The organism is Corynebacterium sputi DSM 45148, assembly GCF_000427865.1.
GTDB classification, from domain to species: Bacteria; Actinomycetota; Actinomycetes; order Mycobacteriales; family Mycobacteriaceae; genus Corynebacterium; species Corynebacterium sputi.
On record NZ_ATYV01000022.1, the window covers coordinates 17,223 to 43,349 of the forward strand.

26 protein-coding genes and 1 tRNA gene are annotated in these 26,127 nt (G+C 62.8%); 3 read left to right on the top strand and 24 right to left on the bottom strand.

Annotation, left to right across the window (positions count from 1 at the left end; all coding sequences use genetic code 11):
- Positions 1–57 precede the first annotated feature (57 nt).
- Both odhI and secA2 read right to left on the bottom strand, forming a co-directional pair.
- Positions 58–495: an oxoglutarate dehydrogenase inhibitor Odhl gene (odhI, locus tag YWU_RS0111195; protein WP_027020544.1), complete on the bottom strand. Its 438-nt coding sequence runs from the start codon at positions 493–495 to the stop codon at positions 58–60.
- A 174-nt stretch (positions 496–669) separates the two neighbouring features.
- Positions 670–2,943: an accessory Sec system translocase SecA2 gene (gene secA2, locus YWU_RS0111200; protein WP_027020545.1), complete on the bottom strand. Its 2,274-nt coding sequence runs from the start codon at positions 2,941–2,943 to the stop codon at positions 670–672.
- 145 nt (positions 2,944–3,088) lie between these two features.
- Here secA2 and rraA point away from each other — a divergent pair, with 145 nt between their 5' ends.
- Genes rraA through YWU_RS0111215 form a run of 3 tightly spaced genes read left to right on the top strand, consistent with a single transcriptional unit; the run spans position 3,089 to position 4,754 of the window.
- The gene (gene rraA / locus YWU_RS0111205; protein WP_027020546.1) at positions 3,089–3,559 is read left to right on the top strand and encodes a ribonuclease E activity regulator RraA; all 471 of its coding nucleotides are present in this window, start codon (positions 3,089–3,091) and stop codon (positions 3,557–3,559) included.
- Positions 3,559–3,960 carry a VOC family protein gene (locus tag YWU_RS0111210; protein WP_027020547.1) on the top strand — a complete coding sequence of 134 codons (402 nt, stop codon included), beginning with the start codon at positions 3,559–3,561 and terminating at the stop codon, positions 3,958–3,960. The genes rraA and YWU_RS0111210 overlap by 1 nt, the downstream gene beginning before the upstream one ends.
- Positions 3,957–4,754: a thioesterase family protein gene (locus tag YWU_RS0111215; protein ID WP_027020548.1), complete on the top strand. Its 798-nt coding sequence runs from the start codon at positions 3,957–3,959 to the stop codon at positions 4,752–4,754. Before YWU_RS0111210 ends, YWU_RS0111215 begins: the two co-directional genes overlap by 4 nt.
- Before the next feature lie 76 nt (positions 4,755–4,830).
- On the opposite strand, the gene arr is transcribed toward YWU_RS0111215, so the two are convergent.
- The 22 genes from arr to YWU_RS17985 all read right to left on the bottom strand — a co-directional run bounded on the left by arr (position 4,831) and on the right by YWU_RS17985 (position 26,121).
- The gene (gene arr, locus YWU_RS0111220; RefSeq protein ID WP_027020549.1) at positions 4,831–5,241 is read right to left on the bottom strand and encodes an NAD(+)--rifampin ADP-ribosyltransferase; all 411 of its coding nucleotides are present in this window, start codon (positions 5,239–5,241) and stop codon (positions 4,831–4,833) included.
- Positions 5,242–5,318: 77 nt separating this feature from the next.
- Positions 5,319–5,395, bottom strand: a tRNA-Pro gene (locus YWU_RS0111225).
- An 82-nt stretch (positions 5,396–5,477) separates the two neighbouring features.
- The gene (locus YWU_RS0111230) at positions 5,478–6,419 is read right to left on the bottom strand and encodes a PASTA domain-containing protein (RefSeq protein ID WP_027020550.1); all 942 of its coding nucleotides are present in this window, start codon (positions 6,417–6,419) and stop codon (positions 5,478–5,480) included.
- Positions 6,420–6,541: 122 nt separating this feature from the next.
- Entirely contained in the window at positions 6,542–8,788 is a 2,247-nt protein-coding gene (gene der, locus YWU_RS0111235) for a bifunctional cytidylate kinase/GTPase Der (RefSeq protein ID WP_084142120.1), read from the bottom strand.
- A gap of 29 nt (positions 8,789–8,817) precedes the next feature.
- Complete coding sequence (locus tag YWU_RS0111240) at positions 8,818–9,723, bottom strand: pseudouridine synthase (RefSeq protein ID WP_027020552.1); 906 nt, start codon at positions 9,721–9,723, stop codon at positions 8,818–8,820.
- A 101-nt stretch (positions 9,724–9,824) separates the two neighbouring features.
- Entirely contained in the window at positions 9,825–10,199 is a 375-nt protein-coding gene (locus tag YWU_RS0111245) for a hypothetical protein (protein ID WP_027020553.1), read from the bottom strand.
- A gap of 64 nt (positions 10,200–10,263) precedes the next feature.
- Positions 10,264–10,923, bottom strand: coding sequence for a dethiobiotin synthase (gene bioD, locus YWU_RS0111250; protein WP_027020554.1), 660 nt, complete (start codon positions 10,921–10,923; stop codon positions 10,264–10,266).
- Positions 10,920–12,179: an adenosylmethionine--8-amino-7-oxononanoate transaminase gene (locus YWU_RS0111255; protein WP_027020555.1), complete on the bottom strand. Its 1,260-nt coding sequence runs from the start codon at positions 12,177–12,179 to the stop codon at positions 10,920–10,922. The genes bioD and YWU_RS0111255 overlap by 4 nt, the downstream gene beginning before the upstream one ends.
- Positions 12,180–12,247: 68 nt before the next feature.
- A complete protein-coding gene (gene scpB, locus YWU_RS0111260) occupies positions 12,248–12,805 on the bottom strand; it encodes an SMC-Scp complex subunit ScpB (protein WP_027020556.1) in 558 nt (185 codons plus the stop codon).
- A gap of 93 nt (positions 12,806–12,898) precedes the next feature.
- The gene (locus tag YWU_RS0111265) at positions 12,899–13,753 is read right to left on the bottom strand and encodes a segregation and condensation protein A (protein ID WP_420805315.1); all 855 of its coding nucleotides are present in this window, start codon (positions 13,751–13,753) and stop codon (positions 12,899–12,901) included.
- The gene (locus YWU_RS0111270; protein WP_027020558.1) at positions 13,716–14,573 is read right to left on the bottom strand and encodes a ParA family protein; all 858 of its coding nucleotides are present in this window, start codon (positions 14,571–14,573) and stop codon (positions 13,716–13,718) included. The genes YWU_RS0111265 and YWU_RS0111270 overlap by 38 nt, the downstream gene beginning before the upstream one ends.
- Positions 14,574–14,677: 104 nt before the next feature.
- Complete coding sequence (locus YWU_RS0111275; protein ID WP_027020559.1) at positions 14,678–15,601, bottom strand: site-specific tyrosine recombinase XerD; 924 nt, start codon at positions 15,599–15,601, stop codon at positions 14,678–14,680.
- A complete protein-coding gene (locus tag YWU_RS0111280; protein ID WP_027020560.1) occupies positions 15,594–16,259 on the bottom strand; it encodes an NUDIX domain-containing protein in 666 nt (221 codons plus the stop codon). Before YWU_RS0111280 ends, YWU_RS0111275 begins: the two co-directional genes overlap by 8 nt.
- Before the next feature lie 9 nt (positions 16,260–16,268).
- Complete coding sequence (locus YWU_RS0111285; RefSeq protein WP_027020561.1) at positions 16,269–17,885, bottom strand: CTP synthase; 1,617 nt, start codon at positions 17,883–17,885, stop codon at positions 16,269–16,271.
- A 140-nt stretch (positions 17,886–18,025) separates the two neighbouring features.
- The gene (gene steA / locus YWU_RS0111290; protein WP_027020562.1) at positions 18,026–19,192 is read right to left on the bottom strand and encodes a putative cytokinetic ring protein SteA; all 1,167 of its coding nucleotides are present in this window, start codon (positions 19,190–19,192) and stop codon (positions 18,026–18,028) included.
- 48 nt (positions 19,193–19,240) lie between these two features.
- On the bottom strand, positions 19,241–20,971 hold the full coding sequence (gene recN / locus YWU_RS0111295) for a DNA repair protein RecN (RefSeq protein WP_027020563.1): 1,731 nt from the start codon (positions 20,969–20,971) through the stop codon (positions 19,241–19,243).
- A gap of 7 nt (positions 20,972–20,978) precedes the next feature.
- Positions 20,979–21,887 (bottom strand): NAD kinase, encoded by a 909-nt coding sequence (locus tag YWU_RS0111300; protein WP_027020564.1) that lies wholly within the window; start codon positions 21,885–21,887, stop codon positions 20,979–20,981.
- A 119-nt stretch (positions 21,888–22,006) separates the two neighbouring features.
- Entirely contained in the window at positions 22,007–22,843 is an 837-nt protein-coding gene (locus YWU_RS0111305) for a TlyA family RNA methyltransferase (protein ID WP_027020565.1), read from the bottom strand.
- Entirely contained in the window at positions 22,833–22,994 is a 162-nt protein-coding gene (locus YWU_RS18360; RefSeq protein ID WP_169718911.1) for a hypothetical protein, read from the bottom strand. Before YWU_RS18360 ends, YWU_RS0111305 begins: the two co-directional genes overlap by 11 nt.
- Positions 22,991–24,010: an HAD-IIA family hydrolase gene (locus YWU_RS0111315; protein WP_027020566.1), complete on the bottom strand. Its 1,020-nt coding sequence runs from the start codon at positions 24,008–24,010 to the stop codon at positions 22,991–22,993. The genes YWU_RS18360 and YWU_RS0111315 overlap by 4 nt, the downstream gene beginning before the upstream one ends.
- Positions 24,011–24,013: 3 nt before the next feature.
- The gene (locus tag YWU_RS0111320; protein ID WP_027020567.1) at positions 24,014–25,204 is read right to left on the bottom strand and encodes a tetratricopeptide repeat protein; all 1,191 of its coding nucleotides are present in this window, start codon (positions 25,202–25,204) and stop codon (positions 24,014–24,016) included.
- 77 nt (positions 25,205–25,281) lie between these two features.
- A complete protein-coding gene (locus YWU_RS17985) occupies positions 25,282–26,121 on the bottom strand; it encodes an RNase H family protein (protein WP_084142122.1) in 840 nt (279 codons plus the stop codon).
- Positions 26,122–26,127 lie beyond the last annotated feature (6 nt).

The following is a 26,127-nucleotide window of genomic DNA, read 5'->3' on the forward strand; positions in this document are numbered from 1 at the left end:
TACGACCCCGTGATGGGGCCGGCGATGGACGTTCAGATGGTACAGCGGCCACTGTGTTTACTCAGCGGAGGTTGCACCGGTGAGGAACACCAGACGGAACTTGCCGATCTGAACTTCGTCACCGTTGCTCAGGACGGCGGAGTTCTTCGGCTCGCGGTTCACATAGGTACCATTCAGGGATCCCACATCCACAACCTCAAAGGAGTCCTCGTTAATACGGAACTCTGCGTGGCGACGCGAGACAGTGACGTCATCAAGGAAAATGTCGCTGTCAGGGTGGCGACCAGAGGTCGTCACGGCCTGGTCCAGAAGGAAACGGGAACCGGCATTCGGTCCACGCTTCACGACCAGCAGCGCCGCGCCCTCGGGCAGACCCTCGACACCGGAGATAGCGGGCTCCGCTACGGCGCCAGACTCCATTTCCTTGAGCAGGTCGGCGCGAAAGACCGAGGTGGTTTCAACCGAGGCCTCGGGCTTGCCGGTGTTTTCGCTCATTTGTCCATTCCTCCGGGATATTGATACGTACGGATTCCTTATGAATCATAGCCCCCCAAGGCGGGGCCTGAGGGACGCAACTCCCCGTTATGCCGCTTCATCTGAGTCCGTGTTCACGAAGCCCGTTCATGACCTGCACGAAGACAAATGAATGTGATGAAAATGTGACTTAGCTTAACGGAACATCTCAGCGATTGAGCCGATGCTGGAGCCTCCGGAGAGCGGATTGTCGTTGACCATGTACGTCCACGTCGACGTCGGTCGGCCGAGTCCCTCAGCTTCGAAGTCGACACCTTCCGGGGTCACTGCGACGCTCAGGAAGCTCTCGACGGACTTCCCCACCGCATCAGACGCAAGCGACTTAAAGGCTGCAATGGCCGCACGGTGGAACTCATCAATGGGGCTTTCCTTAGCCAAAGCTCGCAGGTGCACTGACTCTCGCAGATCGTCGAGGTCCGCCAAATGCTCGGACCAGCCGCGATCGAGGTGGTGCAACATAATTCTGCGCGCAGCAGCAACGCCTGCCTCACGACCGGCGATTCGCTCGATCTCTGCGGCTCTATCCGGGGCCTTCTCTGACAGCTCCTCCCAGGCCAACTCTGTGGTCAGCAGTCGCTCTCGACGCTCGTCCAGAATCTCCCTCTGGTCGCCGATCAACTTGTTGTACTTCCACGTCGTCGCATGGATGGACAACATCGTCGACTCAGTCACGCGCTGTGCCCGATCGATGAAGTCGACAGCACGTCGGCTCTCAATCCGGCCATCCTCACCTGGCTGCACCACCAGTTCCTCACCGGCGCCGCCTTCTTGTACCACGTCGTCGTCAAGCGCGACGATGAATACAGAAGACCCGGGGTCGCCCTGGCGACCGGCACGGCCGCGGAGCTGGCCGTCGAGACGCGAAGAACGGTGCCGACCGGTACCGATCACGCACAGCCCACCTAGATCCACAACCTGGTTACGGGCCGATTCATCGGCCCCGCCAAGCCGGATATCCGTCCCACGTCCGGCCATCTGGGTCGACACGGTCACGCGGCCGGGAGCGCCGGCCTGAGCAATGACTGCGGCCTCCAACTCATCATTCTTCGCATTGAGCACTGCCGGGGTGACTCCCCTGATCTCTAGATCAGACGCCAACCGCTCGGACTCCGCGACGTCTCTGGTTCCAACCAGCACCGGGCGGCCAGTCCCGTTCACACGAACAATCTCGTCGATCACTGCTTGGTGAGCGTCATCACTGGTGGCGTACACGCGATCGGTTTCGTCCACGCGAATTCGCGGTACGTTCGGCTCGATGACAGAAACCTTGAGCCCATAGAATTCGCGGAGCTGATCGCCTGCTTTCACGGCAGTACCGGTCATGCCGCAGGTGATCGGGTACCGACCCATGAGCTGCTGGATGGTCAGCGAATCCAAGACGCGACCGCCCTCGGAGACGTCAAGACCTTCTTTCGCTTCAACCGCAGCCTGTAGTCCATCTGGCCATCGCTGCAGGTCCGCGACACGGCCGCGGGAACCGTCGACAAGCGCAACTTTGCCGTCTCGGACGATGTAGTCTACGTCGCGAAGCAGCAGTTCACGGGCGTGCAGCGCGACGTTAACCTGGGCCAGGGTGGTTCCCACATGCTCTGCGTCGTACAGCGAGCCAATACCAAGGATCCGCTCCACACGCCGGGCTCCGGTCTCAGTGAGGAAGACATTCCGGCGTCCCTCATCGACCGTGTAGTCCTCACCCTTCTGCAAACGTCGAATCACATCGGTGATGTGGCCGGTCGGGGCGCTGCCAGGCTCTGCACCAGCAAGCACCAAAGGAACCAGCGCTTCGTCGACGAGCGCCGAGTCAGCCTCATCGACAATCGCCACCCGAGCCGGAGACATCACGCGCTCTGAGACGTCGAGGACACCTCGATCACGCAGGACGTCGAAGCCCAACTCGTTGACCGCCACGAAGACAACGTCACAGGCATAGGCCTTGCGGCGAGTCTCCGGCTCATCCAGATCGTCGATAGAGCCAACGGTCAGATCCAGCGCACGAAACAGCGGGCCCATCCACTCGGCATCACGGCCTGCCAGGTACGAGTTCACCGTGATGTTGTGCACGCGGTCGCCACGCAGCGCATAGCCTGCCGCAGCCAGTGCACCGGAAAGAGTCTTGCCCTCACCGGTTGCCATCTCCACAACGTCGCCCTCAAGCAACTGGAGTGCGCCCTGCAACTGAACATCGAACGGCCGCAATCCGATGGTGCGCTGAGCAACCTCACGGAGGATCGCCAGAAGCGCTGTGGTGTCGTCCTTTTGCTCCCGGGCAAGCGCTGAGAGCTCAGGAAGTCCGACCTCCCGCATCTGCGCCTCCAGGTCGGCAGCCTGGGAAACGAGCGCCACTCCACGCTTCTGGTCGCGGCTCTGCTTACCGCCGAGAGCCTTCCAGAACCAATTCATGCCAGCCACGGAACCTTCTTCCACCTGGGTGTACCGAGCATGTGCCCGGATCAATTTCAACCAGTCAAGACTAACGCACCTGAGCATCCAGCTGTTCTGGCAAAGTTTGAGGTGTTCTACGGCACAACCGTGAAAGCACTGCGAAAGGAAAACCATGACCGAGTTCATCCCCACCGCCGACCTAGTCGACGAGATCGGTGACGACGTGCGTTCCTGCGACCTCCAGTTCCGTGATATCGGTGGCTCAGTGGAGTTCCACGGCCCCGTCACCACGGTTCGCTGTTTCCAGGACAACGCTCTGCTGAAGTCGATTCTCTCCGAGCCCTCTGACGGGGGCGTACTGGTCATCGACGGCGAAGGTTCTTTGCACACAGCCCTGGTCGGCGACGTTATTGCGGGTCTGGGCAAAGACAATGGTTGGGCCGGTGTGATCGTTAACGGCGCCGTCCGAGACTCCAAGCTCATTGGTGAGATGGACTTTGGATGCAAGGCGCTCGGCACCAATCCGCGAAAGTCTTCCAAGACCGGTGACGGCGAGCGGGATGTCACCGTCATGCTCGGCGGCGTCACCTTGTCCACCGGCGACTACGTCTACGCAGACTCCGACGGAATCGTGGTCCGCTGATGCGTATCGGCATGACCAGTATCTTCGTGCCCGATCAGCGCGCGGCTGCGGACTTTTACGTCGATGTGCTCGGTTTTCAGAAGAAGCATGACATTCCGTTCGGTGGCGACACTTATTGGATGACCGTCGTGTCCCCGGACGATCCGGACGGCACCGAGATTGTCTTGGAGCCGGACAACCACCCGGCCGTCGGCCCCTTCAAGGAGGCCCTCTTCAATGACGGCATCCCGATGAACAGCTTCGAAGTTGATGACGTCCGTGCCGAATTCGATCGACTCAGCGTTCTCGGCGTCCGTTTCACCGTCGAGCCCCAAGAGATGCCGGGGCTCATTCGAGCTGTCTTCGACGACTCCTTCGGCAACCTTCTTCAGATTCACCAGTCCACGGAGGCGCCTGCATGACCCACCCCATTGAGACGCTTTACGACGTCTCCCGCACCGACCGCACCGCCACCGCCTCAACCCGACCTGAGTGGGGAAACATGGTGGGCCCGTTCGGCGGCGCGACAGTAGCGACGGTCCTCAACATCATTCAGACGGATCCTGAGGCCTTCGGCCGACCTGCGTCGCTGACTCTCAACTTCGCAGCACCACTGGCTGATGGCGAGTACACGGTCGACTACGCCCCGGTGCGGACCAATCGGACCAACCAGCACTGGACTGCCACGATCACCCAGGACGGGAAGGTCTGCGCCACGGCAACTGCGTTGTTCGCAGTAGAGCGCGACACTTTGTCGACCATCGAGGCCTCTCCCCCGCAAGTGCCGGGTCCGGAGGACCTTCAGGTGGCACCGTTCCCGCCAGTATTGGCGTGGGCCGGCAACTACGAAATGCGTTTCGCTGACGGAATCGTTCCCGGTCCGGAGGGAACCACGGGAGGATCCACCGTTTCGACGTATTGGCTGCGCCAGTCGATCGAACGCCACTGGGACTACCCATCACTCGGTGCCGCTGCAGACACCTTCTTCCCCCGCGTGTACATCCGCGCGGGAGCGGGCGTTCCTGCAGGAACGGTCACGATGACGCTGTACTTCCACGCTTCACCTGACGAAATCACAGCGCTAGGACCCGACTTGCTGTGCACCGCAGAGGCTTCCCGGTTCCACAACGGTCTTGGTGACCAGACGGCCAGAATCTGGAGCGCTGACGGCAATCTGCTGGTCAGCTCCCACCAGATGATCTATTTCAAGGGTTAGCGGATTCAGGTCGGCTCTCAGTATGTCTGGTCGGCGTACTGAGAGCACCGCCCCACCACCGCCCGTGCTGGGCGCCTCAGTTGATGATCTCGGCAGTGGGGTCAGTGCGAATCGCTGCGATACGCCCACGCCACTCCTGCAGGGCTTCTGAGGTGAGTCGAGTCCAGTCCTGCACTTCCCGAATCACTCGAATGGGCTCGGTGCTGCGGTACGAGCGAGTGGGATTGCCCGGGAACTTCTTGCCGGTGACGTTCGGGTCATCTTCGAAGGACCCGGTGGGTTCGACTTCATAAACGTGCGGTGAGCCGTCGACAGCGGCTATCTCTGCGGCGAGGCCAGCACCTGCAGGCAGCGCAGTGAAGTAGATGTGGTTGATGATGACCTCGGGCCGGTAATTCGACCGGTGCCCAGAGGTCAACAGATCCCCTGGACTCAATTCCGCCTTTGTCCCGTGAAAAAAGGGACCGCGATCAGGTGTCTCACTCATTGCGGCAGTATAAGCCTGAAAGTGCAGGCATGAGTATGGCCCGCACCTAATTCCATTGGAATCAGGCACGGGCCAGATGGTCGGACTGACAGGATTTGAACCTGCGACCCCCTCACCCCCAGTGAGGTGCGCTACCAAGCTGCGCCACAGTCCGCCGCTGCCTTTCGGCAACTTCCACAGGTTACATCATGGTGATTCGCCTAGGCGAATCACCAGGTCAACCATAAAAAGAGCGGTTAACGGAGGGTAATCGTCACCGGTGTGTCGGTGGCGACTCCCGAACCTGAAGGCGGGTCGATCTGGGCGACCGAGCCGGTCACAGACTCCAGGGAGTAGCTCACCGGTGCGCCATTGGCGTCAACAACGCTGACGTTGGAGAAACCCAACCGGCGCAGGTTCAACTCCACCTCGGCCGGGGACTTGCCGGCAGCCTCGGGGATGACCTGCTCGATGACCTCAGCGCCCGGGAGACCCGGGATGCTCGGCGGATCCTCACGGAGGTTATCCAGCTCCTGGCGCAGGCGATCCATCTCGCCCTCAATCGGACTCGGCGCATTCGGATCGACAGTCTCCTCGGGAGGCGGCGCCTCGGTGGTGGTCTCCACCGGGGCGGCGGGCTCTGGGGAATCGTTTCCGGAACCCACGAAGAACCAGATGAGCAGACCGATGATGATCACCGCAGCAACAATGCCGATGATGCCCTTGGCCGAAAGACCCTTGACAACACCAGCGGCGCCACCGCCGTTGCCGGCGGGCTCAGGCTGCTGCTGGTACGGAGGCTGCTGCGGAGGGTATCCCCCTCCTGCTGCACCCGTCGCCGCGGCATTTGAGCCCGTCGGCGCGAAATCAGAGTCGCTGTAGCCTTGCTCGTCTCCGCTTAGCGGGGCCCAGTACTGACCTCCCTGGCCGCCTTGGTTAGGGGTCGGAGGCTGATCTGCAGCAGACGTCCCGGTGTTGCCCCATGCGGAGTTATCACCGAAGAACTGCGTCTCTTGGTCGCCGTTCTGTGGTCCACCGAAGAAATGGGTGGCCTCGTCGTCGCCGGGACGGCTATCGCCACCGATGAATTCCGTCGCGGCATCGTCGTTCGACTTTCCCGAGGAGTCTGCCGCGCCGAAATAGCGCGTTGCCTCATCGTCATCGCCGAACGAACCTTCACCAAATCGTTGATTCGCCAAGATTCACTCCCTGTCTGGATCTCCCCCGGTACATATTCAGAAGTACCTCACTGTGCACGACCAGGGACAGACTTGCAATGCCCCGTGGCCGACTTGTTACCGAGGGGCTTTCACCATCTTCCCTACTTGCGCTTGCGCTTTTCTCGCACTCGCACTGCGATTCGGACCGGCGAGCCCTCGAAACCGAACTCCTCGCGGAGCTTGCGCTCGAGGAAGCGACGGTAGCCGTGCTCCAGGAAGTGCGTGGTGAACAACACGATCACCGGAGGACGCGTCGAAGCCTGCGTCGCGAACAGCACACGCGGCAGACGGCCACCGCGCATCGGCGGCGGGGTCTGCTGGAGGATGTTGCGGAGCCAGGTGTTGAGACGGGACGTCGGGATGCGCTTGTCCCAGCTGTTCAAAGCCTCAATCATTGCGGGCTCAAGCTTCTGCAGCGCACGGCCGGTCTTCGCGGAAATGTTGACGCGTCGCGCCCACGGGACGTGGGACAGCTGCAGGTCAATATCGCGCTCCAACAGGTCGCGACGGTCGTCGTCCATCAGGTCCCACTTGTTGTAGGCAATGACGAGTGCGCGACCGGAGTCGAGGATCATGCGCAGCACGCGCTGGTCCTGCTCGGTGACCGGCTCCGAAGAGTCCACCAGGAAGATGGCAACTTCAGAAGCATCAATCGCGGCGTGCGTACGCAGTGATGCGTAGAACTCGTGTCCGCGGGCGTGCCGAACCTTCTTGCGCAGACCGGCGGTATCGACGAAGCGCCAAACTTCCTCGTCGAGCTCAACAATCGAGTCGACCGGGTCCACGGTGGTACCGGAAACGTCGCTGACCACCGAACGGTTCTCACCGGTCAGCTTGTTCAGCAGCGAGGACTTGCCCACGTTCGGCTTACCGACGAGCGAGACCCGTCGCGGGCCCACCGGCAGCGCTGCGGCACGCGGCACCTCCGGGAAGGAAGCGAGCATGATGTCCATGACATCCGCGTTGCCGCGGCCATGCAGTGCAGAGACCGGGCGCGGCTCGCCGAGGCCGAGGCTCCAGAACTCGGCGACGTCGCCAAGCTGGGAATCGGACTCGAACTTGTTTGCCGAGAGAATGACCGGCTGTTCCGCGCGCTGCAGGCGACGTGCCATGGCCTCATCGCTGGCGGTCACACCAACGGTGGTGTCGACGACCATGATGATGACGTCGGCGGTCTCCATTGCGACCTCCGCCTGGCGGGCGATCGCGGCGTGGACGCCCTTGGCGTCCGGATCCCAGCCACCGGTGTCCTGGACCCAGAAGCGGCGTCCACCCCAGTCACCCATGTAGCTGATGCGGTCACGGGTAACGCCCGGAAAGTCCTCGACGACAGCCTCGCGGCGGCCGATGAAGCGGTTGACCATGGTCGACTTGCCCACGTTCGGGCGACCGACGATGGCGACAGTCGGAAGAGCCTCGTCCTCTTCGGCGTCCATGCCAAGAGCGGAGAAGGCTTCCTCGAGTGCTTCCCAGTCCTCGTCGTCACCGTCGAACTCGCCGGCCTCGGCGCGCTCGATGGCATCGGCGATGGTGTCCTCGTGGCTGGCGAGAGTCTCGTCCAGCGCCAGTTCCGGATCGACAAACTCAGGTGCCGAGAGAATCTCGTCTTCGTCAGCGGACTCGTGGTCGGTGTTCTCGAGAGTCTCCAACTCCTCGTCATCGATGAAGAGTCCCGGGTAGCCTTCGCCGACCACGTCAAGGATGCGCTCGATGACTTCGTCAACGGTCATCTCGGACGTATCGACGAGGACTGCGTCCTCGGCCGGGCGCAGCGGAGACACTGCACGGGAAGAGTCGAGCTCATCGCGACGAATTACGTCGGCAAGCACATCGTCGTAATTGACGTCGCGGCCAGCGGACTGGTCCTGAACGAACCGGCGACGGGCGCGGACCTCCGGGGAGGCGGTCATGAAGACCTTTGCCGGGCAGTCCGGCAACACGACGGTGCCAATGTCACGGCCTTCGACGACGCAGAATTCCTCTGCACCTGCGAGCTCGCGCTGCAATTCCACGAGGTTCTCGCGAACCTCAGCGACAGCGGAGACCGCGGAGACATTGCGAGTGACCTCGGCGCCGCGGATCTCGGCGGAGACATCCTCGCCGTCGAGAAGCACCGTAGAAGTCTGCGGATCGTCAGAGATCATCAGCGGCAGAGTCGAGGTTGCCTCGATGACTGCTTTGGTGTCAGTGGGGTCGATGCCCTTGCGCAGCACCCAGAGGGTCGCGACTCGGTACATCGCACCGGTGTCCAAGTAGCGGGCGTCCAGTGCCTCGGCGACTGCCCGAGCGACGGTGGACTTGCCGGTACCGGAGGGCCCGTCGATAGCGACGAGCACGCGTTCGATCATGGTCTCCTCCTGGAGATTGTTGGTGTCGGTCACAGTCCGACCACCTTGTACAGCGATGCGAGCTCAGCGCGGTTCAGCGCCCGGATTGCACCCGGGGTCTGCTCACCGAGCTGCACGGTGTGGATCTTGGTGCGCACGAGCTGCTGCACGGGGTATCCGGCAGCCTTGAGCAGGCGACGGACGATGTGCTTGCGTCCCTCATGGAGCTCGATGCGAACGATGGTACGGCCCTGCCATACGTCGATCAGCTGGGCGAAGTCGGCCTTTGCCGGACCGTCGTCCAGTTCGATGCCATTCATCAGGGTGCGGACGTCCTTTTCGGACATTTCGCCGATGACGGTGGCCAGGTACGTCTTGGTCACGTTGTAGCGCGGGTGGGTCAGGCGGTTTGCCAGCTCACCATCGTTGGTCAGCAGGAGCAGACCTTCGGTCTGCGCATCCAGACGACCAACGTGGAACAGACGCTGTCCGGCGGACAGACGCTCACCGACGATGTCGCCGACGCAGGGACGACCCTGGTCATCACTCATCGTCGACTGAACGCCGCGGGGCTTGTTCAGCACGAAGTACTGCATCTTGTCATTGACAGCGATGCGCTCACCGTCGACGCGGATGACTGCGGCATCAGGGTCGACGCGGATGCCCTGACGGGTCACAATCTTCCCGTCAACCTCGACGCGGCGCTGTTCAATCAGCTTTTCTGCGGTACGGCGGGAGGCAACGCCTGCCTGAGCCAGTACCTTCTGGAGGCGGATGCCTTCGCCCTCGGAGTCGCTAGAACGATCGACATCGACGTGCTGGCGGCGTGCGGGGCGGGCCTGCGACACATACGTGTCTGAGGCGCGGGGCTTGTCCTTCTTCTGAGGGCGTTCGGCTTTGGCGCCACGGTTGCCCTTCTTGTCCGGTGTGCCATCTCGGCGAGCGGGGGGAGTCACTGTTAGTGTCCTTCGATATTTCGATGTAAGTGCGCGAACTGCGCACAAGTCACTCCAGTCTACGACCTGCTGAACCTGAGTCCAACCAGGAATTCTGGGAATTATCCCAGTCGGTCCTGCGTTCGCAGCTCCTCCAGCCGGTTCTGAGCTGCCGGCTCGAAGATCTCTCGGACGCTGGAGATGGTGCGGTTGTAGCGAAACTTGCCCTTGGCGTTCTTCTTATAGACGTCCGAGACCAGGTGCGCAGTTGCTGCACCTGGCTTGAGCGCTCCGTCATTCGCCGCAGTCTTCACGGCCTGATCGCCGGCACGGGTGACATCGTTGAGCCTGGCCAGGAGCAATTCCAGCGACCTGGGGTCAGACAGGGAAAACAACGGATCGGTCTCCTGCAGACTGCCGATCACTGCGTCCATCAGCGGCTTGCCGGCACGCTTGGCAACACCGTTGATCAGCTGCTTATTGGCCTCAATTGTCATGGCAGACCGTCCTTGTTTGGCGCGGATGTTTTGTCTCGGAAGACATTAGCCGGTGTCGCCTAGATCACCGGAACCAGCCCGGCGCGGCTGCGAGGAACTGCTCGCGTGGCAGTTGTCCGGCACCCTCTGGGATCCAGGCTAGAGCTGGCACGCCGGTGAGATCCGGCAGGTCGGTGATGTTGCAGGTGGTAGCCAGGTCGGGCACTGCGGGCACGGATCCGCCAACCAATCCCACCACGTCGATTCCACGGTGTCGGCACGCCTCAACCGTGAGCTCGGCGGTATTCAGTGAGCCCAGGCCGGTAGAGGTCACCACGATCATCGGCGCACCCAACTCCACTGCCAGATCTGCGATGGTCCAGTCCCCCATTCTCACGAGTAGTCCGCCTGCACCTTCCACTAGAACGGGGTCCCCATTAGCGGCGAGGGTGGTGATGCGGTGGGAGACGTCGGGAAGCGAGAGGGTGTCCATCCCTGCCCGGCGCGCGGCGGTCGCGGGCGCCAGTGGCTCGGGGTACCGAATGAATTCGTGGAGGTGCGTTTGCGGCAGCCCGGTGAGATCCGCGATGGTGCGCAGGTCGCCGTGCCCGTCTGGCTCACCGGTCTGAATCGGTTTAATGACGTGCGGCAGAGCGCCTTCTGACAAATGCTTCCCGACGATTCCAGCCGTCACCACCGTCTTCCCCACATCCGTAGCTGTACCTGTGATGATCGTGATGCTCATCGGGCCACCTCTTCGATGGCCCGACAGATCTGGGCGATCTCATTGTCGGTGCTGACGTACATGGGCATCGTGTAGACCAGCCGTCCGAAGGGACGCAGCCACACGCCGTGGGAAACGGAGGTCTCGGTCGCGCGGGCCATGTCGACGGGGTCGTCCATCTCGACGACTCCAATGGCACCGAGGACTCGGACATCGGCGACACCGTCCCTGCCGCGGAGCGGTTCCAGGCCGGTAGTGAGGGCTGCTTCAATTCGGGGAACGTCCTGGCGCCAGGTGCCGTCGCCGATGATGCGCATGGCCTCTGCTGCGACAGCACAGGCGAGGGGGTTGCCCATGAAGGTGGGGCCATGCATGATCCCGCCGTGGGCGCGAGAGATCTCCGTGGCAATGCGATCGGTGGTGAGGGTGGCGGCCAAGGACATGAATCCTCCCGTCAGGGCCTTGCCGACACACAGAATGTCCGGCGACGCCCCTGCCGCGGCGGTGGTGAACAGATCGCCGGTACGTCCGAAGCCAGTGGCGATCTCATCTGCGATGAAAACCAGATCATGCTCGTCACAGATACGGCGGATGCCGGCGACAAGCGCATGATCGTGGAACCGCATGCCACCGGCGCCTTGAACGACCGGTTCGATGATGACTGCGGCGACCTCTCCAGTCACCCAGGACTCAAACTGGGCAAGGTAGGTGTCGATCTGTTCGTCGGTTGCGCCGCGGTCCGGGGGCACCGGCGCGAAGATCTGCTCAGCGAGGGTGCCCCGCCACAGCGAATGCATCCCACCGTCTGGGTCGCACACACTCATTGGGGCAAAAGTGTCGCCGTGATAGCCGCCGCGCCACGTGAGCAGTTTCGTGCGGCCACCATTGCCAGTGGCCTGTTGGTACTGCAGTGCCATCTTCACAGCTACTTCGACAGCGACAGAGCCAGAGTCGGAGAAAAACACCTTCTGCAGTGGCCACGGCGTCATGTCGACTAACTGCCGGGCGAGATCTACCGCCGGTTCGTGGGTCAGACCGCCGAACATCACGTGGCTCATAGTCTTCGCTTGAGAAACTGCAGCCTCGACCAGCCGTGGATGGGAGTGACCGTGGGCGACGGCCCACCAGGAACTCATGGCGTCGATAAGTTCGCGTCCATCTGCGAGCGTGAGTGTGGTGCCACAGGCCGATGCCACCGGCAACGCCGGCACCGGGCTGGGCAATGGGCCGTAGGGGTGCCAGACGTGGGCTGCGTCGTAGGCGGTGATGTCGCGCATGAAAAACCACCGTACTGAACATCGTTCAAGTCACGGTGGTTAATCCGCGAAATGGGTCCGATGTGAGGTCAGAGTTCGTCGATGAGGTCGACGTCGGGAAGCAGTGGTGCAAGATCTGGCAACCTCTCCAGCGACTCGATCCCCAACTGCTCCAAGAAAAGCTCGGTTGTGATGTACAGGTGAGCGCCGGTGGTGGGCTCCTCCCCTGCCTCAGCGACCAGACCGCGGGCCAGCAGCGTACGCATGACGCCGTCGACATTGACTCCGCGCACCGCCGAGACCTGCCCGCGAGTCACCGGCTGGCGGTACGCGACGATGGCGAGCGTCTCTAACGCGGCGCGGGAGAGCCGGGTTTGCGTGCCGTCGAGGAGGAACTTCTCCACCGCCGCGGCATGATCCGGACGGGTATAAAGGCGCCAACCTTCAATGGTTTCCCGCAGGTCGAATCCGCTACCTCGGGCGTCAAACTCCCGGCGAATCTCATCGAGCACCGCACGGACCGCCAACGTGTCCTCATCAAGCGCAGAGGAAATGGCCTCAGCCTGTACCGGCGCATCGACGACCAGCACGATCGCCTCGACGCGGGCACGCAAAGAGGACACGGGAGGCACAGCTGGGTCGGTCATGGATAAAAGCCTAGGCGCAGTTGCTGTGACACCCTGCACTCGCCCGTGGGTCCTCGGGAAGACCTTTCGGTTGTAGCGAGAATACCGTCGCGGTCAGCTCCAATTCGCCGAGGCGACCACCGCAGGATCAGCGTCTGCACCGGTCCACTGGACGAAGATTTCTTCCAGCGGCTCGTCCTGGCGAGTCTCAAGGACTTTGGCCCGATAGAGCTCAAGCACTGCCAGAAAACTTCCGACGACCTCAATCGACGTAGTCCGGCTCGCCGTCAACGCCCTGAATCCGATCCAACTACCAGCGCCAGCGATGCGGAGCTGCTCCAGGAGCAGACCTGCCTGCTCCGGCACGGACACGTGCGTGATGTGCAAGTGCCCAATGCCCACCTCTTCCGGCGGCTTCGGACGCATCACCGCCGCCGCGAACTCCGCGAACTGATCGGCGGTGCGGTTGAGTGTCACCGGCGGCAAAAGGTCCATGAAAGCCTGCTCTGGGCCGACCGATCGCGGATAACGGCGCGGGGCGTCTCGCTGCCACCCGGCGAACATGTCCGCTACCCGGCTGTAGGCGCGGTACTGCAACAGACGAGCGAAGAGAAGGTCGCGGGCTTCAAGGAGCGCGAGGTCTTCTTCGTCATCGACATCTCCGCGCGGGAGCAGCCGGGCGGTTTTCAGGTCCAGGAGAGTTGCGGCGACGACGAGGAACTCGGTGACCTCATCGAGGGCACCTCGTGCGTCAAGGCCCCTGGTGTACGCGATGAACTCATCAGTGACGGCCGCGAGGGCGATCTCAGTGACGTCCATCTTCCGCTGGCCGATCAATTGCAGCAGAAGGTCGAACGGTCCAGTGAAGCCGTCGAGCTCCACCTGAAAACCAGTGCCCGGGCTGTCCTCCGGCTCGGTGCCCGTCACAGTGTCAATGTCCGGTTCGCTCGATGACCTCACGGGCCAGATGACGGTACTGCTCCGCGCCTTGAGAGTTCGGAGCAAAGGTGGTGACAGGCTCACCGGCGACAGAGGTCTCCGGGAAACGCACGGTGCGGGTGATGACGGTGTCGAAGACCTTGTCACCGAACACCTCCAGGAGGCGCTCCATCACCTCACGCGCGTGGGTGGTGCGGCGATCGAACATCGTGACCAGGATGCCGACGACGTCGAGGTTGAAGTTCAACCGGTCCTGGACCTTCGACACGGTATCAGTCAGCAAGGCAAGACCACGGAGTGAGAAGTACTCACACTCCATCGGGATGATGACACCGTCGGCCACAGTAAGGGCGTTGATCGTCAGCAGTCCGAGCGAAGGCTGGCAGTCGACAATGATGTAGTCGTAGTCCTTCATCAGCGGTCGAAGCGCGCGTCCGAGAGCCTGCTCGCGGCCAACCTCATTGACGAGCTGGATCTCTGCAGCGGACAGATCGATGTTTGCCGGCAATAGGTCGAGCCCCTCCACCACCGTGGGCTGCACCGCCGAACGGGAGTCCAGCGAGGGGTCCATGATGAGCGAGTAGACAGTCACGTCCAGTTCCTCATGCGGCACACCGAGGCCGGCAGACAGCGCGCCCTGCGGGTCGAGATCGACCAGCAGAACCTTGCGCCCGTTCTCCACGAGGGAAGCCCCGAGGTTGATGGTCGAAGTCGTCTTACCGACGCCGCCCTTCTGATTCGCCATTGCGATGACCGTGGCAGGGCCATGCCTGTCCAACGGCTTCGGTTCCGGAAGATCCCGGAACGGCCTGCCGGTGAGCCCGACCCGCTCCTTGCCGCCGGGGGACATATCCTTGGCCACAATCAACCCTTCTACCTTGACGATTCGCAGACCGGGGCTAACCGCCCGTTCCCGATCCACTTTCTCCCGATAACTGTACCCATTTCAGGCATTTACCGGACGTCGGCGCGCGGGTGTGCTTGTCCCCACACCGAGCGAAGCGTCTCTGCGGTCACCTTTGTGTAGATCTGCGTGGTGGTCACCGAGGAGTGCCCGAGCAGTTCTTGCACCACTCGAACGTCCGCGCCACCCTCCAACAGATGCGTAGCGAAACTATGGCGCAGTACGTGAGGGGATGAGGCGCCTGTCAACCCTGCACGCTTGCCAAGATCGGCAAGGATATTGCCTGCCGACTGCCGTGAGAGCCGACGGCCGAGCGAGTTCAGCAGGAGGGAATGCGGGGAATTCTGGCGCACGCATGTGGGCCGACCGCGCACTAGCCAAGCATCAACTGCTGCCATCGCAGGACGTCCCACCGGCACGAGTCGATCCTTGCCGCCTTTGCCGTGCAGCAGCACGAGGCCGTCGTCGCGGGAGAGGTCATCGATATCGAGGTCGGTCACCTCTGAGACACGAGCGCCGGTCGAATACAACAATTCCACCAATGCGCGATCTCGGAGATCGGCCACCTCAGCCTGCTCGCCGGTGGGCACCGAGTCGATCAGCTTGGAGACCTCATCGATGCTCAACGCCTTCGGAAGGCGCCCTGGGGTCTTGGGGGCGCGGACACGGGAGGCGACGTCGTCACGCGCATGTCCTTCTGCGACGGCAAACTTGTGGAGCCCCCGAACCGTCGAGAGCGATCGTGCGATCGAACTGGCCGCCATCGGCTTGACCTCATCAGTGCCACGGCGGAGCTGCTCAAGAAATGCTTCGATGTCGGCGACCGTCACCGTATCGAGGGTGTCGCGCCCAATCTGATCGAGATACCCGCGATATCGCGTCAAATCCCGCCGGTACCCGCCCAACGTATGTTCGCTGGCGCCGCGCTCGACCAACATATGGTCGAGGAACGCCTGCGCCGTCGACTCAATCATCGGCGGGCACCTGCTTCAGGTTCGCTCCTGCTCCCAGAGCCGCCTTACGACGCCTACCTAGACTCTCCCGCCGGATCTCAAACGGGACATCCGGCGAGCGCCTAGAAGCCTTTCCTTCGATGACCCGGGCGGCTGCGAGGATGCCAGCGACGGCGATCGCGTTGACGATCCGTCCGTCCATGATCATGGCTAGGGCGTCATCCAAAGGAATGAAGTCGAGGGCCATCTCGGATTCCTCATCGTCCTCAGACACGGGCCTCTCCCCGACTGACAGACCCTCTGCGAGGTATACCCGGACGGCCTCCTCTGCGAAGCCCGGAGAGGTGAACATATCGACCAGCAGCGACCAGCGCTCAGCGGTGATTCCAGACTCCTCCTGAAGTTCCCGCTGAGCCGCGGTGAGCGGAGCCTCATCGGCCACGTCCAACAGCCCTGCAGGTACCTCGATGAGACGGCGACCGGCGGACTGGCGCCACTGAGTCACGGTGGCAACTCGTCCCTCCGTGTCGACAGCGACAACCGCGACGGCACCAAAGTGCTCCACGATCTCGCGGCTTGCCACAGATCCTCCCGGCATCACCACCTGATCGCGCCTCAGCGCAAGGATCGGGCTTTCCACCAGAATTTCAGAACCGACAACCTCAAACTCGTGAGCCATAGGTCAGTTCTACTGCGTCACGGCCTTCCGGTCCACGGCCGCCTCGATCAGACCGAGGAACAGAGGGTTCGGACGAGTCGGGCGGGAGGTGTACTCCGGGTGCGCCTGAGTAGCAACGAGGAACGGGTGAACGTCCTTCGGGTACTCGACAAATTCCACCAGAGACCCGTCCGGCGACGTACCGGAGACAACCAGCCCCGCCTCGGCAACCAGGTCCCGGTAGCGGTTGTTGACCTCATAACGGTGGCGGTGGCGTTCCACAGCGGTGTCCGAGCCGTAGAGCTCAGCCACGACCGAACCTTTCAGCAAGTTCGCGGTCTGATTGCCCAGACGCATCGTGCCGCCCATGTCGGCGCGACCGGCCACAGCCTCGAGCTGCTCTTCCATCGTCGCGATGACTGGGTAGTCGGTCTCTGGGTCGAACTCGGTGGAGGTTGCTCCCTCTAGGCCGGCTGCGCGGGCAGCATCGAGGACGACGCACTGCAGTCCCAGGCAGATGCCCAGCATCGGAATGGAGTTCTCACGGCAGTAGCGGACCGCATCGACCTTGCCGTCGACGCCGCGGCCACCAAAACCACCGGGGATGACCACAGCATCCAAGCCTGCAAGATCATGCGGCTTGTCCGAATCCACCCACACGACGTCCGCTTCCATGCGGTGAGCAAAGGCGGCGGCGCGCACTGCCTCAGCGACAGAGAGGTACGCGTCGGGGACCTCGACGTACTTGCCAACGACGCCCACGCGCAGGGTGCCCTCCGGGTTACGCACCCGATCCAGCAATTCGCCCCAGGCGCTCCAGTCGAGCTCATGCTCGGCTTCCAGGCGCAGGCGACGGATGACAAACTCGTCGAGCTTCTCCTCGTGCAGAACCTCCGGGATGTCGTAGATCGACGGGGCGTCCGGGCAGGAGATCACGCCCTCCACGTCCACGTCACACATCAAGGCGATTTTGTCCTTCATGCCCTGGGGAATCTCCCGGTCCGTGCGTAAGACCAGGCAGTCCGCAGACAAGCCGATGGAGCGCAGTTCCGCGACCGAATGCTGGGTGGGCTTGGTCTTGAGCTCCTTCGACGGTCCGAGGTACGGCACCAAGGAGACGTGGAGGTAGAAGACGTTCTCTCGGCCGACATCATGGCGCAGCTGACGGGCCGCCTCCAAGAACGGGCGGGACTCGATGTCACCGACGGTGCCGCCGATCTCAGTGATGACCACGTCCGTTTCCGGGTTAGCCAGTTCCAACACTCGGGCCTTGATCTCGTCGGTGACGTGCGGGATGACCTGCACGGTGCCGCCGAGGTAGCCGCCGCGGCGCTCACGGGCGATGACGGTGGAGTACACACCACCGGTGGTGACATTGGCGCCAGCGGTGAGGTTCACGTCCAGGAATCGCTCGTAGTGGCCGAGGTCGAGGTCAGTTTCAGCGCCATCGCCGGTAACGAAAACTTCACCGTGCTGGAAGGGACTCATGGTTCCTGGATCAACGTTGAGGTACGGATCCAGTTTCTGCATCGTGACATTCAGGCCACGGTCCGCGAGCAATCGCCCGAGGCTGGCGGCGGTGAGGCCCTTACCGAGTGAGGAGGCGACGCCTCCGGTCACAATGATGTGCTTGGTTGTGCGCTGCATGTTTCGCCGCTCCCGCCGTAGTAAACGTATGACGGGCCTTCAGCCTAAACCGCTTTACACCCGGTGCCACAACCCACAACAAGGAATTAACGGGCCGGAAACAGTGCGCCGACTGACCAGGGCACATCAATCTGGCCTACTTAACTCCACAACCCACTGATCCAGTCAGTGAAGCTCGACCATGACGTGGCCAAGTTCTCCGCAAATGAGCCGTCGCCGGTTGAACCCACCACCACGACGATCGCTGCGATAGCCACCAACGCCACCAGGATCGCCCACGCAACACCGAAGCCGGACCGGTCAATGCGATACAACGATGCCACCACACTGCCGTCAACGAGCCTTCCGCCGACTTTCAAACGAGCGAGTACGGCGGAGGGCAGCGCAGGGTCGGAGGCGTCGTCGAGAAGCGTCTCCAGATCCACCGGATCTCCCACGTTGACGACCATCTCTGCCTCCAGGTGACCGGCCAGGATGAAGGCAAGATCCGTTGCAGACTCCGTCAGTGCGGGGAACGTCACGCCTTGGACATCAAGTTGCTCCAGCCGCTCCAGCCCCTCAGCGGTTCCATCGGTGGCCGCCGGGACGATGAGCTTCGCGCCGCACAGCAGCGTCTCTTCCTCCACCAGAGTCGGAGTGGCGATCACGATGGTCGGGGTGTGCTTGGCCTTGCGCACCGTGTCCGCACCCGAGTCCACACCGATGAGCACCGGGGAAAACTCAGCAATGAAGTTCCGAAGATCGTGCAAGGTCTTCGCCGCGCCCTCCCCCGGACCAACGATGACCACTTTGCGACCGCGGATTCCCTCCTCGACGTCCGGAACTCCCAGCCCGTCCAATAGCAACGGCGCCTCCGCCGAAGCATGCGCCGCGAAGTTATCCGCGAGATCCCCCATCCGCTCGGCCAAATCCGCCTGGGCGTGCACAAACTCAGACTCTGCGTATCCGACCGTTACCTGTCGGCCAGAGCCGACAAGCTGCTTCCCGACGTACAGATCATCCTCATACACTCGCCCCGACTTTCCATCCCGGACCTGCGACACTGCATCTTCTCCGATTCCTTCGAGGAGGACGATGCCTTGTTCAGCCAGGAGCTGTGGGCCGTAGTTAGGGACTCGACCAGTGGTAAAGGCCGAGACGTTCACCACTGCAGCGGGTTTAGCGTCGCTGATCTGGCGGGCCAGACGCAACGAGATGTCCGGTGCGTCAATAACCAGGATATTTCCCTCTGAAAGCTTGCGCAGGCGACGGCGGACGGTGCCGGACACACCGGGCTCGTCCGGCACTTTCCTGGAGAAGAGACTCATGGCGAATAGTCTGCCACCGACTGTGGGGGCATTGTTCGACCACCTGCCTCACTCGCGCCGCTCAGCTCCCCACTGCGCCTTCTCTTTCTCTGCCTTAGCGAACAGATCCGAGGCATGCGCACGTCCGGATTCGGTGTCGTCGAGGCCCGCCATCATCCGGGCGAGTTCCTCAATCCGACTGCCCCGATCAAGCTCCTGCACAGCGCTCACCACACCTCCGGTGCCCAGATCCTTGTGCACGTGCAGATGTGAATCGGCATATGCCGCTACCTGCGGCAAGTGGGTCACCACGATCACCTGGTTCCCCAACGCCAACCTAGCCAACCGACGGCCAATCTCCACGGCGGCACGTCCGCCGACTCCGGCATCGACCTCATCGAAGACCAGAGTGCGGCCGGTATCACCACCAGCGAGGACGACCTCTAGAGCGAGCATCACACGAGAGAGCTCGCCGCCGGAGGCACTGGTTGCCAACGAGCGCGGCTCCGCACCATCGAAAGCACGAAGTCCGAATTCAACGACATCCCTGCCATCGGGACCAAACTGCGTGGCGCTGAAGATGCTGACCGACAACGAGGAATTCGGCATCGCCAAGCCCTTGAGCTCGCTGGTGACCTGGTCCGCCAACTCCCGAGCAAGCTTGTCCCTCGAACGGGTCAGCTTCTTTGAGTGCCTCGACAGTTCCTTCTCTTCCTTGTCCACTGCCTCCGCTAGTGCTGTGAGAGCGTCCTCGGACACGTCGAGTGCCTCCAACTGACGAGAGGCCTTGTCACGCCACTTGAGCACGCCCTCCACATCCGGCGCATATTTGCGAGTGAGACCTCGGATGTCATTGATGCGGTTCATTAAGTCATCCAGCGACTCATCCTCATCCGGAAGACCTTCGAGGAACTGGCCCAATTCCACGGAGATATCCGACAGCATGGTCGTGACCGTCGCCAGGCGCTCCTCTAGACCATCAAGCACCTCATCCTCAGTGCCGCCGAGCAGCTGCTGCGCGCGACCAAGAAGGCTCGAGGCACCATCAGTGTCATCAGTCTCTGATCCGTCGATCAGGTCCAGGGCAGAGCGGCCGGAGTCACGCAACGTGTCCACATCTTCAACCCGACGCACCGCCGAGGTGAGCTGCTCATCTTCACCAATCTCAGGATTGACTCCGTTGATCTCTTCGATCGCGAAGCGGAGCTGATCGGCTCGCATGGCAAGTTCGCGGCGTTTCTCCGTGCGCTCGGCCAGATCTTTACGAAGCTCTCGCCACGAGCGGTAGGTGCTGCGGTACTTCTCCAGTAGTTTGCGGTGTTCCGGTCCGCCGAAACGGTCCAGCGCCGCGCGCTGCTCGTCCGCCCCGAGCAGGCGCAACTGATCATTCTGGCCGTGGATGGCGATGACCTCGCCAGATACCTCCGCCAGAACTGCCGCAGAGGAAGTCCGTCCACCGACCCACGCCCGTGATCTGCCCTTAGTAGAAACCTGCCGTGCCAGGAGGATCTCGTCGTTCTCGTCAGCCTCGCCGCCTGCCTCCGCGACGGTGGCGCGGACGGCGGCGACGGAGTCGTCGGGAAGCGATTCGAGGCTGATATGACCTTCGACCACTGCCTTTTGAGCACCATCACGAATGCGGCCAGGGTCGGCACGACCACCGACAAGCAGACGCAGGCCAGTGACGACCATGGTTTTACCAGCACCAGTCTCGCCGGTGAGGACGGTGAGGCCCGGACTGAATTCAACGGCGGACCCAGGTATGACACCCAGGTCGCGGATCGTCAGATCCGTCAGCATCAGCAGCTCACTTCCTCGGGCCTCGCCATCCAGTCACCGGAAGTCGGAACTTGTGCACCAGACGGTCCGCGAACGGAACCTCGTCCAGACGCACCCACCGCACCGGCTGCGGACCACGCTTGACCTCAACACGAGATCCCGGCGGGACCTGCAGACGCTTAAAGCCGTCAAGAATTGCCTCTGCCGGCGTCGTCGTGGCTCCGGTCTCCACAGCGATGGAGGAGAACGGGGACACCACCAACGGGCGATCGAACAAGGCGTGGGCGTTGTTGGGTACCACAAGCATGGCGTCCAGTTCCGGCCACAGCACCGGACCGCCGGCGGAAAACGCATACGCCGTGGAACCGGTTGGAGTAGAGACCAACACGCCGTCACAGCCGTAAGAGCTCACCGGACGCTCATCGACTTCGAGAACGACATCGAGGACCCCACGACGGTTGAGGTTTTCCAGACTGAGCTCGTTGAGTGCCCAGCCGTCGCCGATCAGCTTTCCGTCGACATCTGTCACCGTGATCTCAAGGGTCATCCGGTCTTCCACGCGCCAGGAGCGGTCAATGACACGGGTAATAGCCTCGGTCATCGAGTCTTGCTCCCACTCTGCAAGGAAGCCGACATGTCCCATGTTGATGCCCAGTACGGGCAGGTCATTGGCATGGGCGATGTCTGCAGCACGCAAGAACGTGCCATCGCCACCCAGCACAAGAATCAGCTCGCAGCCCTCTGCAGCCTCCGTGGAGTGCCCAAAGCGAGGGAAACTGCCCAGCACCGGGTGCTTGATCAGGGATTCTGGCCGATCGCCGGCCAACACCCGGACCTCGATCCCCGAATCCTCCAGTAACCGCGCCGCTTCCGCGGCCGCCGCCAGGTTGGGCCTCCGTCCCGTGTGCGGGACTAGAAGTACTCGTCTGTCAGTCACGGTTCCTCCTCATGTGCTCATGTGCCGTCATGGATTCGAACATCTTTGCCATTGTCCATTATCCAGGATTTCACCGAGCTTGCGAGTCACCGGGGTCGCATTCGGGATGTCAGCCGGATCTAACCCGGCCCCTCTGCCACTGCGGTGTCCACCATGTGGCGCACTGCCTCGGAGTCCGGAGCGTTCTCTGCCCCGTCCTTGACCAGCCATAGGAAGAATTCAACGTTGCCGCTAGGGCCCGGCAACGGGCTCGCCACAACCTGCTTCAGGCTCAGTCCCAGTGCACGAGCATCTTCGACAACATCGGCAACAACTTCTGCACGAAGTTCCGGTGAGCGAACCACTCCGCCGGAACCCAGGCGGTCCTTACCGACCTCGAACTGAGGTTTAACCATCGGCAGAAGGTCACCGCCAGGCTCGATGCACGCGGCGATTGCCGGCAGAACCAACTTCAAAGAAATGAACGACAGGTCGCCGACCATGACGTCAGCTGTTCCGCCCATCGCCTCAGGCTCCAGGAACCGGACGTTGGTCCGGTCCAGAACTGTGACGCGGTCGTCGTTCTGAAGGCGCCAAATGAGCTGCCCGTAACCGACATCCGCGGCGATGACTTCCGTCGCCCCACGACGCAAACACACGTCAGTAAAACCACCGGTAGACGCACCTGCATCGAGGATCCTCCGGCCGGCGACCGTCAGGCCATTCGGTTCGAAGGCTTCGAGTGCGCCGAGGAGCTTATGTGCACCCCGAGAGGCCCACCCTTCTTCCTCGTCCACACCCGTGACCCGGATCGAAACATCTCCGGTGACGCCAGTGGCAGGCTTAATCGCTTTCATGCCATTGACCTCTACGTGGCCGTCGCGAATCAGGTCCGTTGCATGCTCCCTCGACCGGGCGATCTTGCGCCGCACCATCTCCGCGTCGAGCCGCCGTCGACCCGCACCTTTAGACCCCACCGTCGCCTCCTTCACCAAGTGCCTCCCGGAGCACCTGGTGGGCCCGCTCCAGTTTTTCGGCACGGTCATCCACGGTTGCCGCCGGGGTCTGCATGACCCGGTCGTATCGGACGGTCACCGATTCTAGTCCGGGAACAGGCCCGGGAATCATCGCCAGTTATCCAGCGCCGACTGCGCCTGCGGCGATGCTGCGACGATCTCAATGTCGTCCGCGGCAGAATCCGGGTATGCGGCCCAGACGATCTCAGCCGCAGTAAGCAGAGCAGCCACCGCAGCCTGAGCCGGCGCCAGATCAGCCTCGCCACCGCTGAGGGTGAGCGTGGTGCCTTCGAGCGAGGCGGTGAAATCCGCCTGTGCTCTCGGCGCTGACTGCTCCGCCGGCGCCTGCAGTGCGCTCATATCTGCGCCGATCAAGCTCGGACGCTCTTCTGGAACGGCGGTGAGCGCGTCGCGATGCCCGGAGACTCCGGTGACAACCATCAGGGTGTCCATGCCAGCGTTATTGCCGCCTCGGATGTCGGTGTTGAGCCGGTCGCCGATTGCCAATGGGCGCTCAGAGCCCGCGGCCTTAGCTGCGACATGGAACATTGCCGGCTCCGGCTTACCCGCGCTACGCGGAGTAACACCGGTAGCGCTCACGACCGCGGCGACCATCGAACCATTACCGACGAGGAAACCGCGTTCCATCGGAAGGGTGGTGTCCAGGTTCGAGGCGACATAGGTCGCACCTCGCTGGATCGCCAGGGCCGCCTCGGAGAGCTGCGCCCACCCGGTCTGCGGATTATGGCCCTGAATTACGGCGGCCGGAGCATCATCTGCAGAGTCGACCACGACATAACCGCCATCACTGACCAGCTCACGGAAAGAGTCCGCACCCAGGACCAGGACCTTCGCACCGGGCTCCACTGTCTCTGCAAGGAGGCTCACGCCCACCTGCGCCGAGGTCAGCACATCATCCGGGACGCAGTCGTAGCCCATTCCTGCCAACTGATCGCTCACCGCAACTGGTGAGCGCGAGGCGTTGTTCGTGATGAACTTCATCGGCAGACCGGCATCGCGGAGCGCCTCAAGCGCACCCGGAACGGGCCTGCCTCCCTCGTACACAGTTCCGTCAAGATCAAGCAGTGCGGAATCGTAGTGGGATGCGAGCGAGCCGGGTGCGGCCATGGGTTACTCCCCCTTCAGTTCGGAGACGCGGAGATCCGCGTCGAGCTCACCCTCGGGATCAAGTGCGACAACGCGCTGGAACCAGACCGCAGCCTCGTCATTGCGATCAACCTCAGCCAGAGCATCTGCGTATGCGTAGAACAGGCGGACAGCCTCGGCGTCCTTGCGGTCCGGGTTCAGGTCCTGCATTTCCAGCTCGAGGACTGCTTCTTCGAGATCGCCCATGTCCCTGCGGGCACCGGCGACGACGATGGCCAGCTCAGTGCGGTCAGTCTTCGAGAGCTGCTTGGCTTCCTCGGAGCGACCCATTTCGATGGCCTTCTCCGGGCGGCCAAGGCCACGCTCACAGTCAGCCATGACGGCGAGCATGCCCGGACCACCGGACATACGGCGGGCCGCACGGAGCTCCGAGAGAGCCTCGCGCCATTCACCTGCGTGGTACGCAGCAACGCCATTGGTCTCACGGACCACACCAACGCGGCCGGCGCGGTCCTTAGCTGCACGAGCGTGACGCAGCGCCAGCTGAGGGTCCTCGCCGAGCAGCCCTGCTGCCATGACCATGTGCCGGGCAACGGCGGTGGCGTTGTCCTTGGACAGGCTGCGCAGGTCCTGGCGCACTGACGGGTCAAGCTCGTCGGCCTTCACGTCCTCCGGCAAGTCCGGCTCATTGGCACGGATCTGCAGGCGCTCCTCGCGGAAACCGGGACGCTCCGGACCGGTACGCGGCCCTCTGCGGTCATCCTGTTCGCGGCCACCGCGGTTGGAGTGACGGCGGTCCGGGCCGCCGCTGCGTCCTCCGCCACCGCCACCACGACGGTCTCCCCCACGTCCGCCGCGGAAGTCCCCATCGCGATCTCCGCGGTAGTTGCCCCCACGGTTGCCGCCGCGCGATTCACCGTCACGGCCACCGCGGTATTCACGACGATCTCCACGGGAATCCCCGTCACGAGAGCCGCGGTACTCACCACGACGGTCTCCCCCACGGGAATCTCCATCGCGCCCACCGCGGTACTCACCTCGACGGTCTCCCCCACGGGAGTCACCGTCTCGGCCACCCCGGTAGTCGCCGCGGCTTCCGCCACTACGGCTGCCACCGCGCGACTGGCCGCCACGGTTGCCGCCTCGGGACTCGCCGCCACGGTAGTTTCCGCGGGACTCGCCACCGTCGCGACGTCGATCGTCGTGTTCAGCCATCTGCTGGGAACTCCTTACTGATTAACGCATGACAACGCGCCACGTGACGCGCTGCAGTTCACGGATACGCTACCAGGTCAGACGCCGGATGAATGAACGGCCACTAGAGTGCCGTCGCCGAACATGTCCCAGGTACAGGTAGCCACCATTCCCTGCGCGCGTGCGACGGTGACCACCGTCGTTCCGGAGCGCGCGCCGACCTCTACCCGCGCGTCCGGGAACTGCGCCGGCAGGGTGTCGACCCCGGGGATCACCACAGCGTCGCGGGTTAGGAATCGCGCCCGTTTGCCGTCGCCTTCCATCAGCTTCCCGACGGCCCGAGCCAACGTCCGATGCAGCGCCAACACCCGGGCTTCATCCGGCTCGTCGAAGAGCCCTTCCTGAGCGGGTTCGGGCGTGCTAGGCGCAACAGGTGCTGCGGTGGCACCGTCGGCCTGCACCGGACCGGACGCCCCGGGGAACCCTGGTCCGTGGTTGGGTGCTTCTTTGCGCTGGTACGCCCCCGCGGCGTCGCGGGCACGAACGTCTGCAGCCTCATTCAGCTCGTGGCCGGCGTGACCCTTGACCCATTCGAAGTGCACATCGCGGCCAACCATCGCCGCATCGATGCGCTGCATGAGGTCAACATTGAGGACCGGTTTGCCGTCAGACTTCTTCCAGCCCTTCTTCTTCCAGCCCTTCATCCACTTGGTCACCGAATTGATAACGTACTGCGAGTCGCAGAGGATCTCCAGGCGCTCTTCGGCCCTGTGAGCGGTGGATTCGAGCAGTTCTGCCACTGCGGTGAGTTCGCCTCGGTTGTTGGTGCTGTTGTCCCAGCCACCGGCGGCCCACGTGTCGTCGTCGATGTACCAGGCCCACCCGGCCGGTCCGGGATTGCCGAGTGCCGAGCCGTCTGCCGCCGCGATGATCGTCATGGCGGT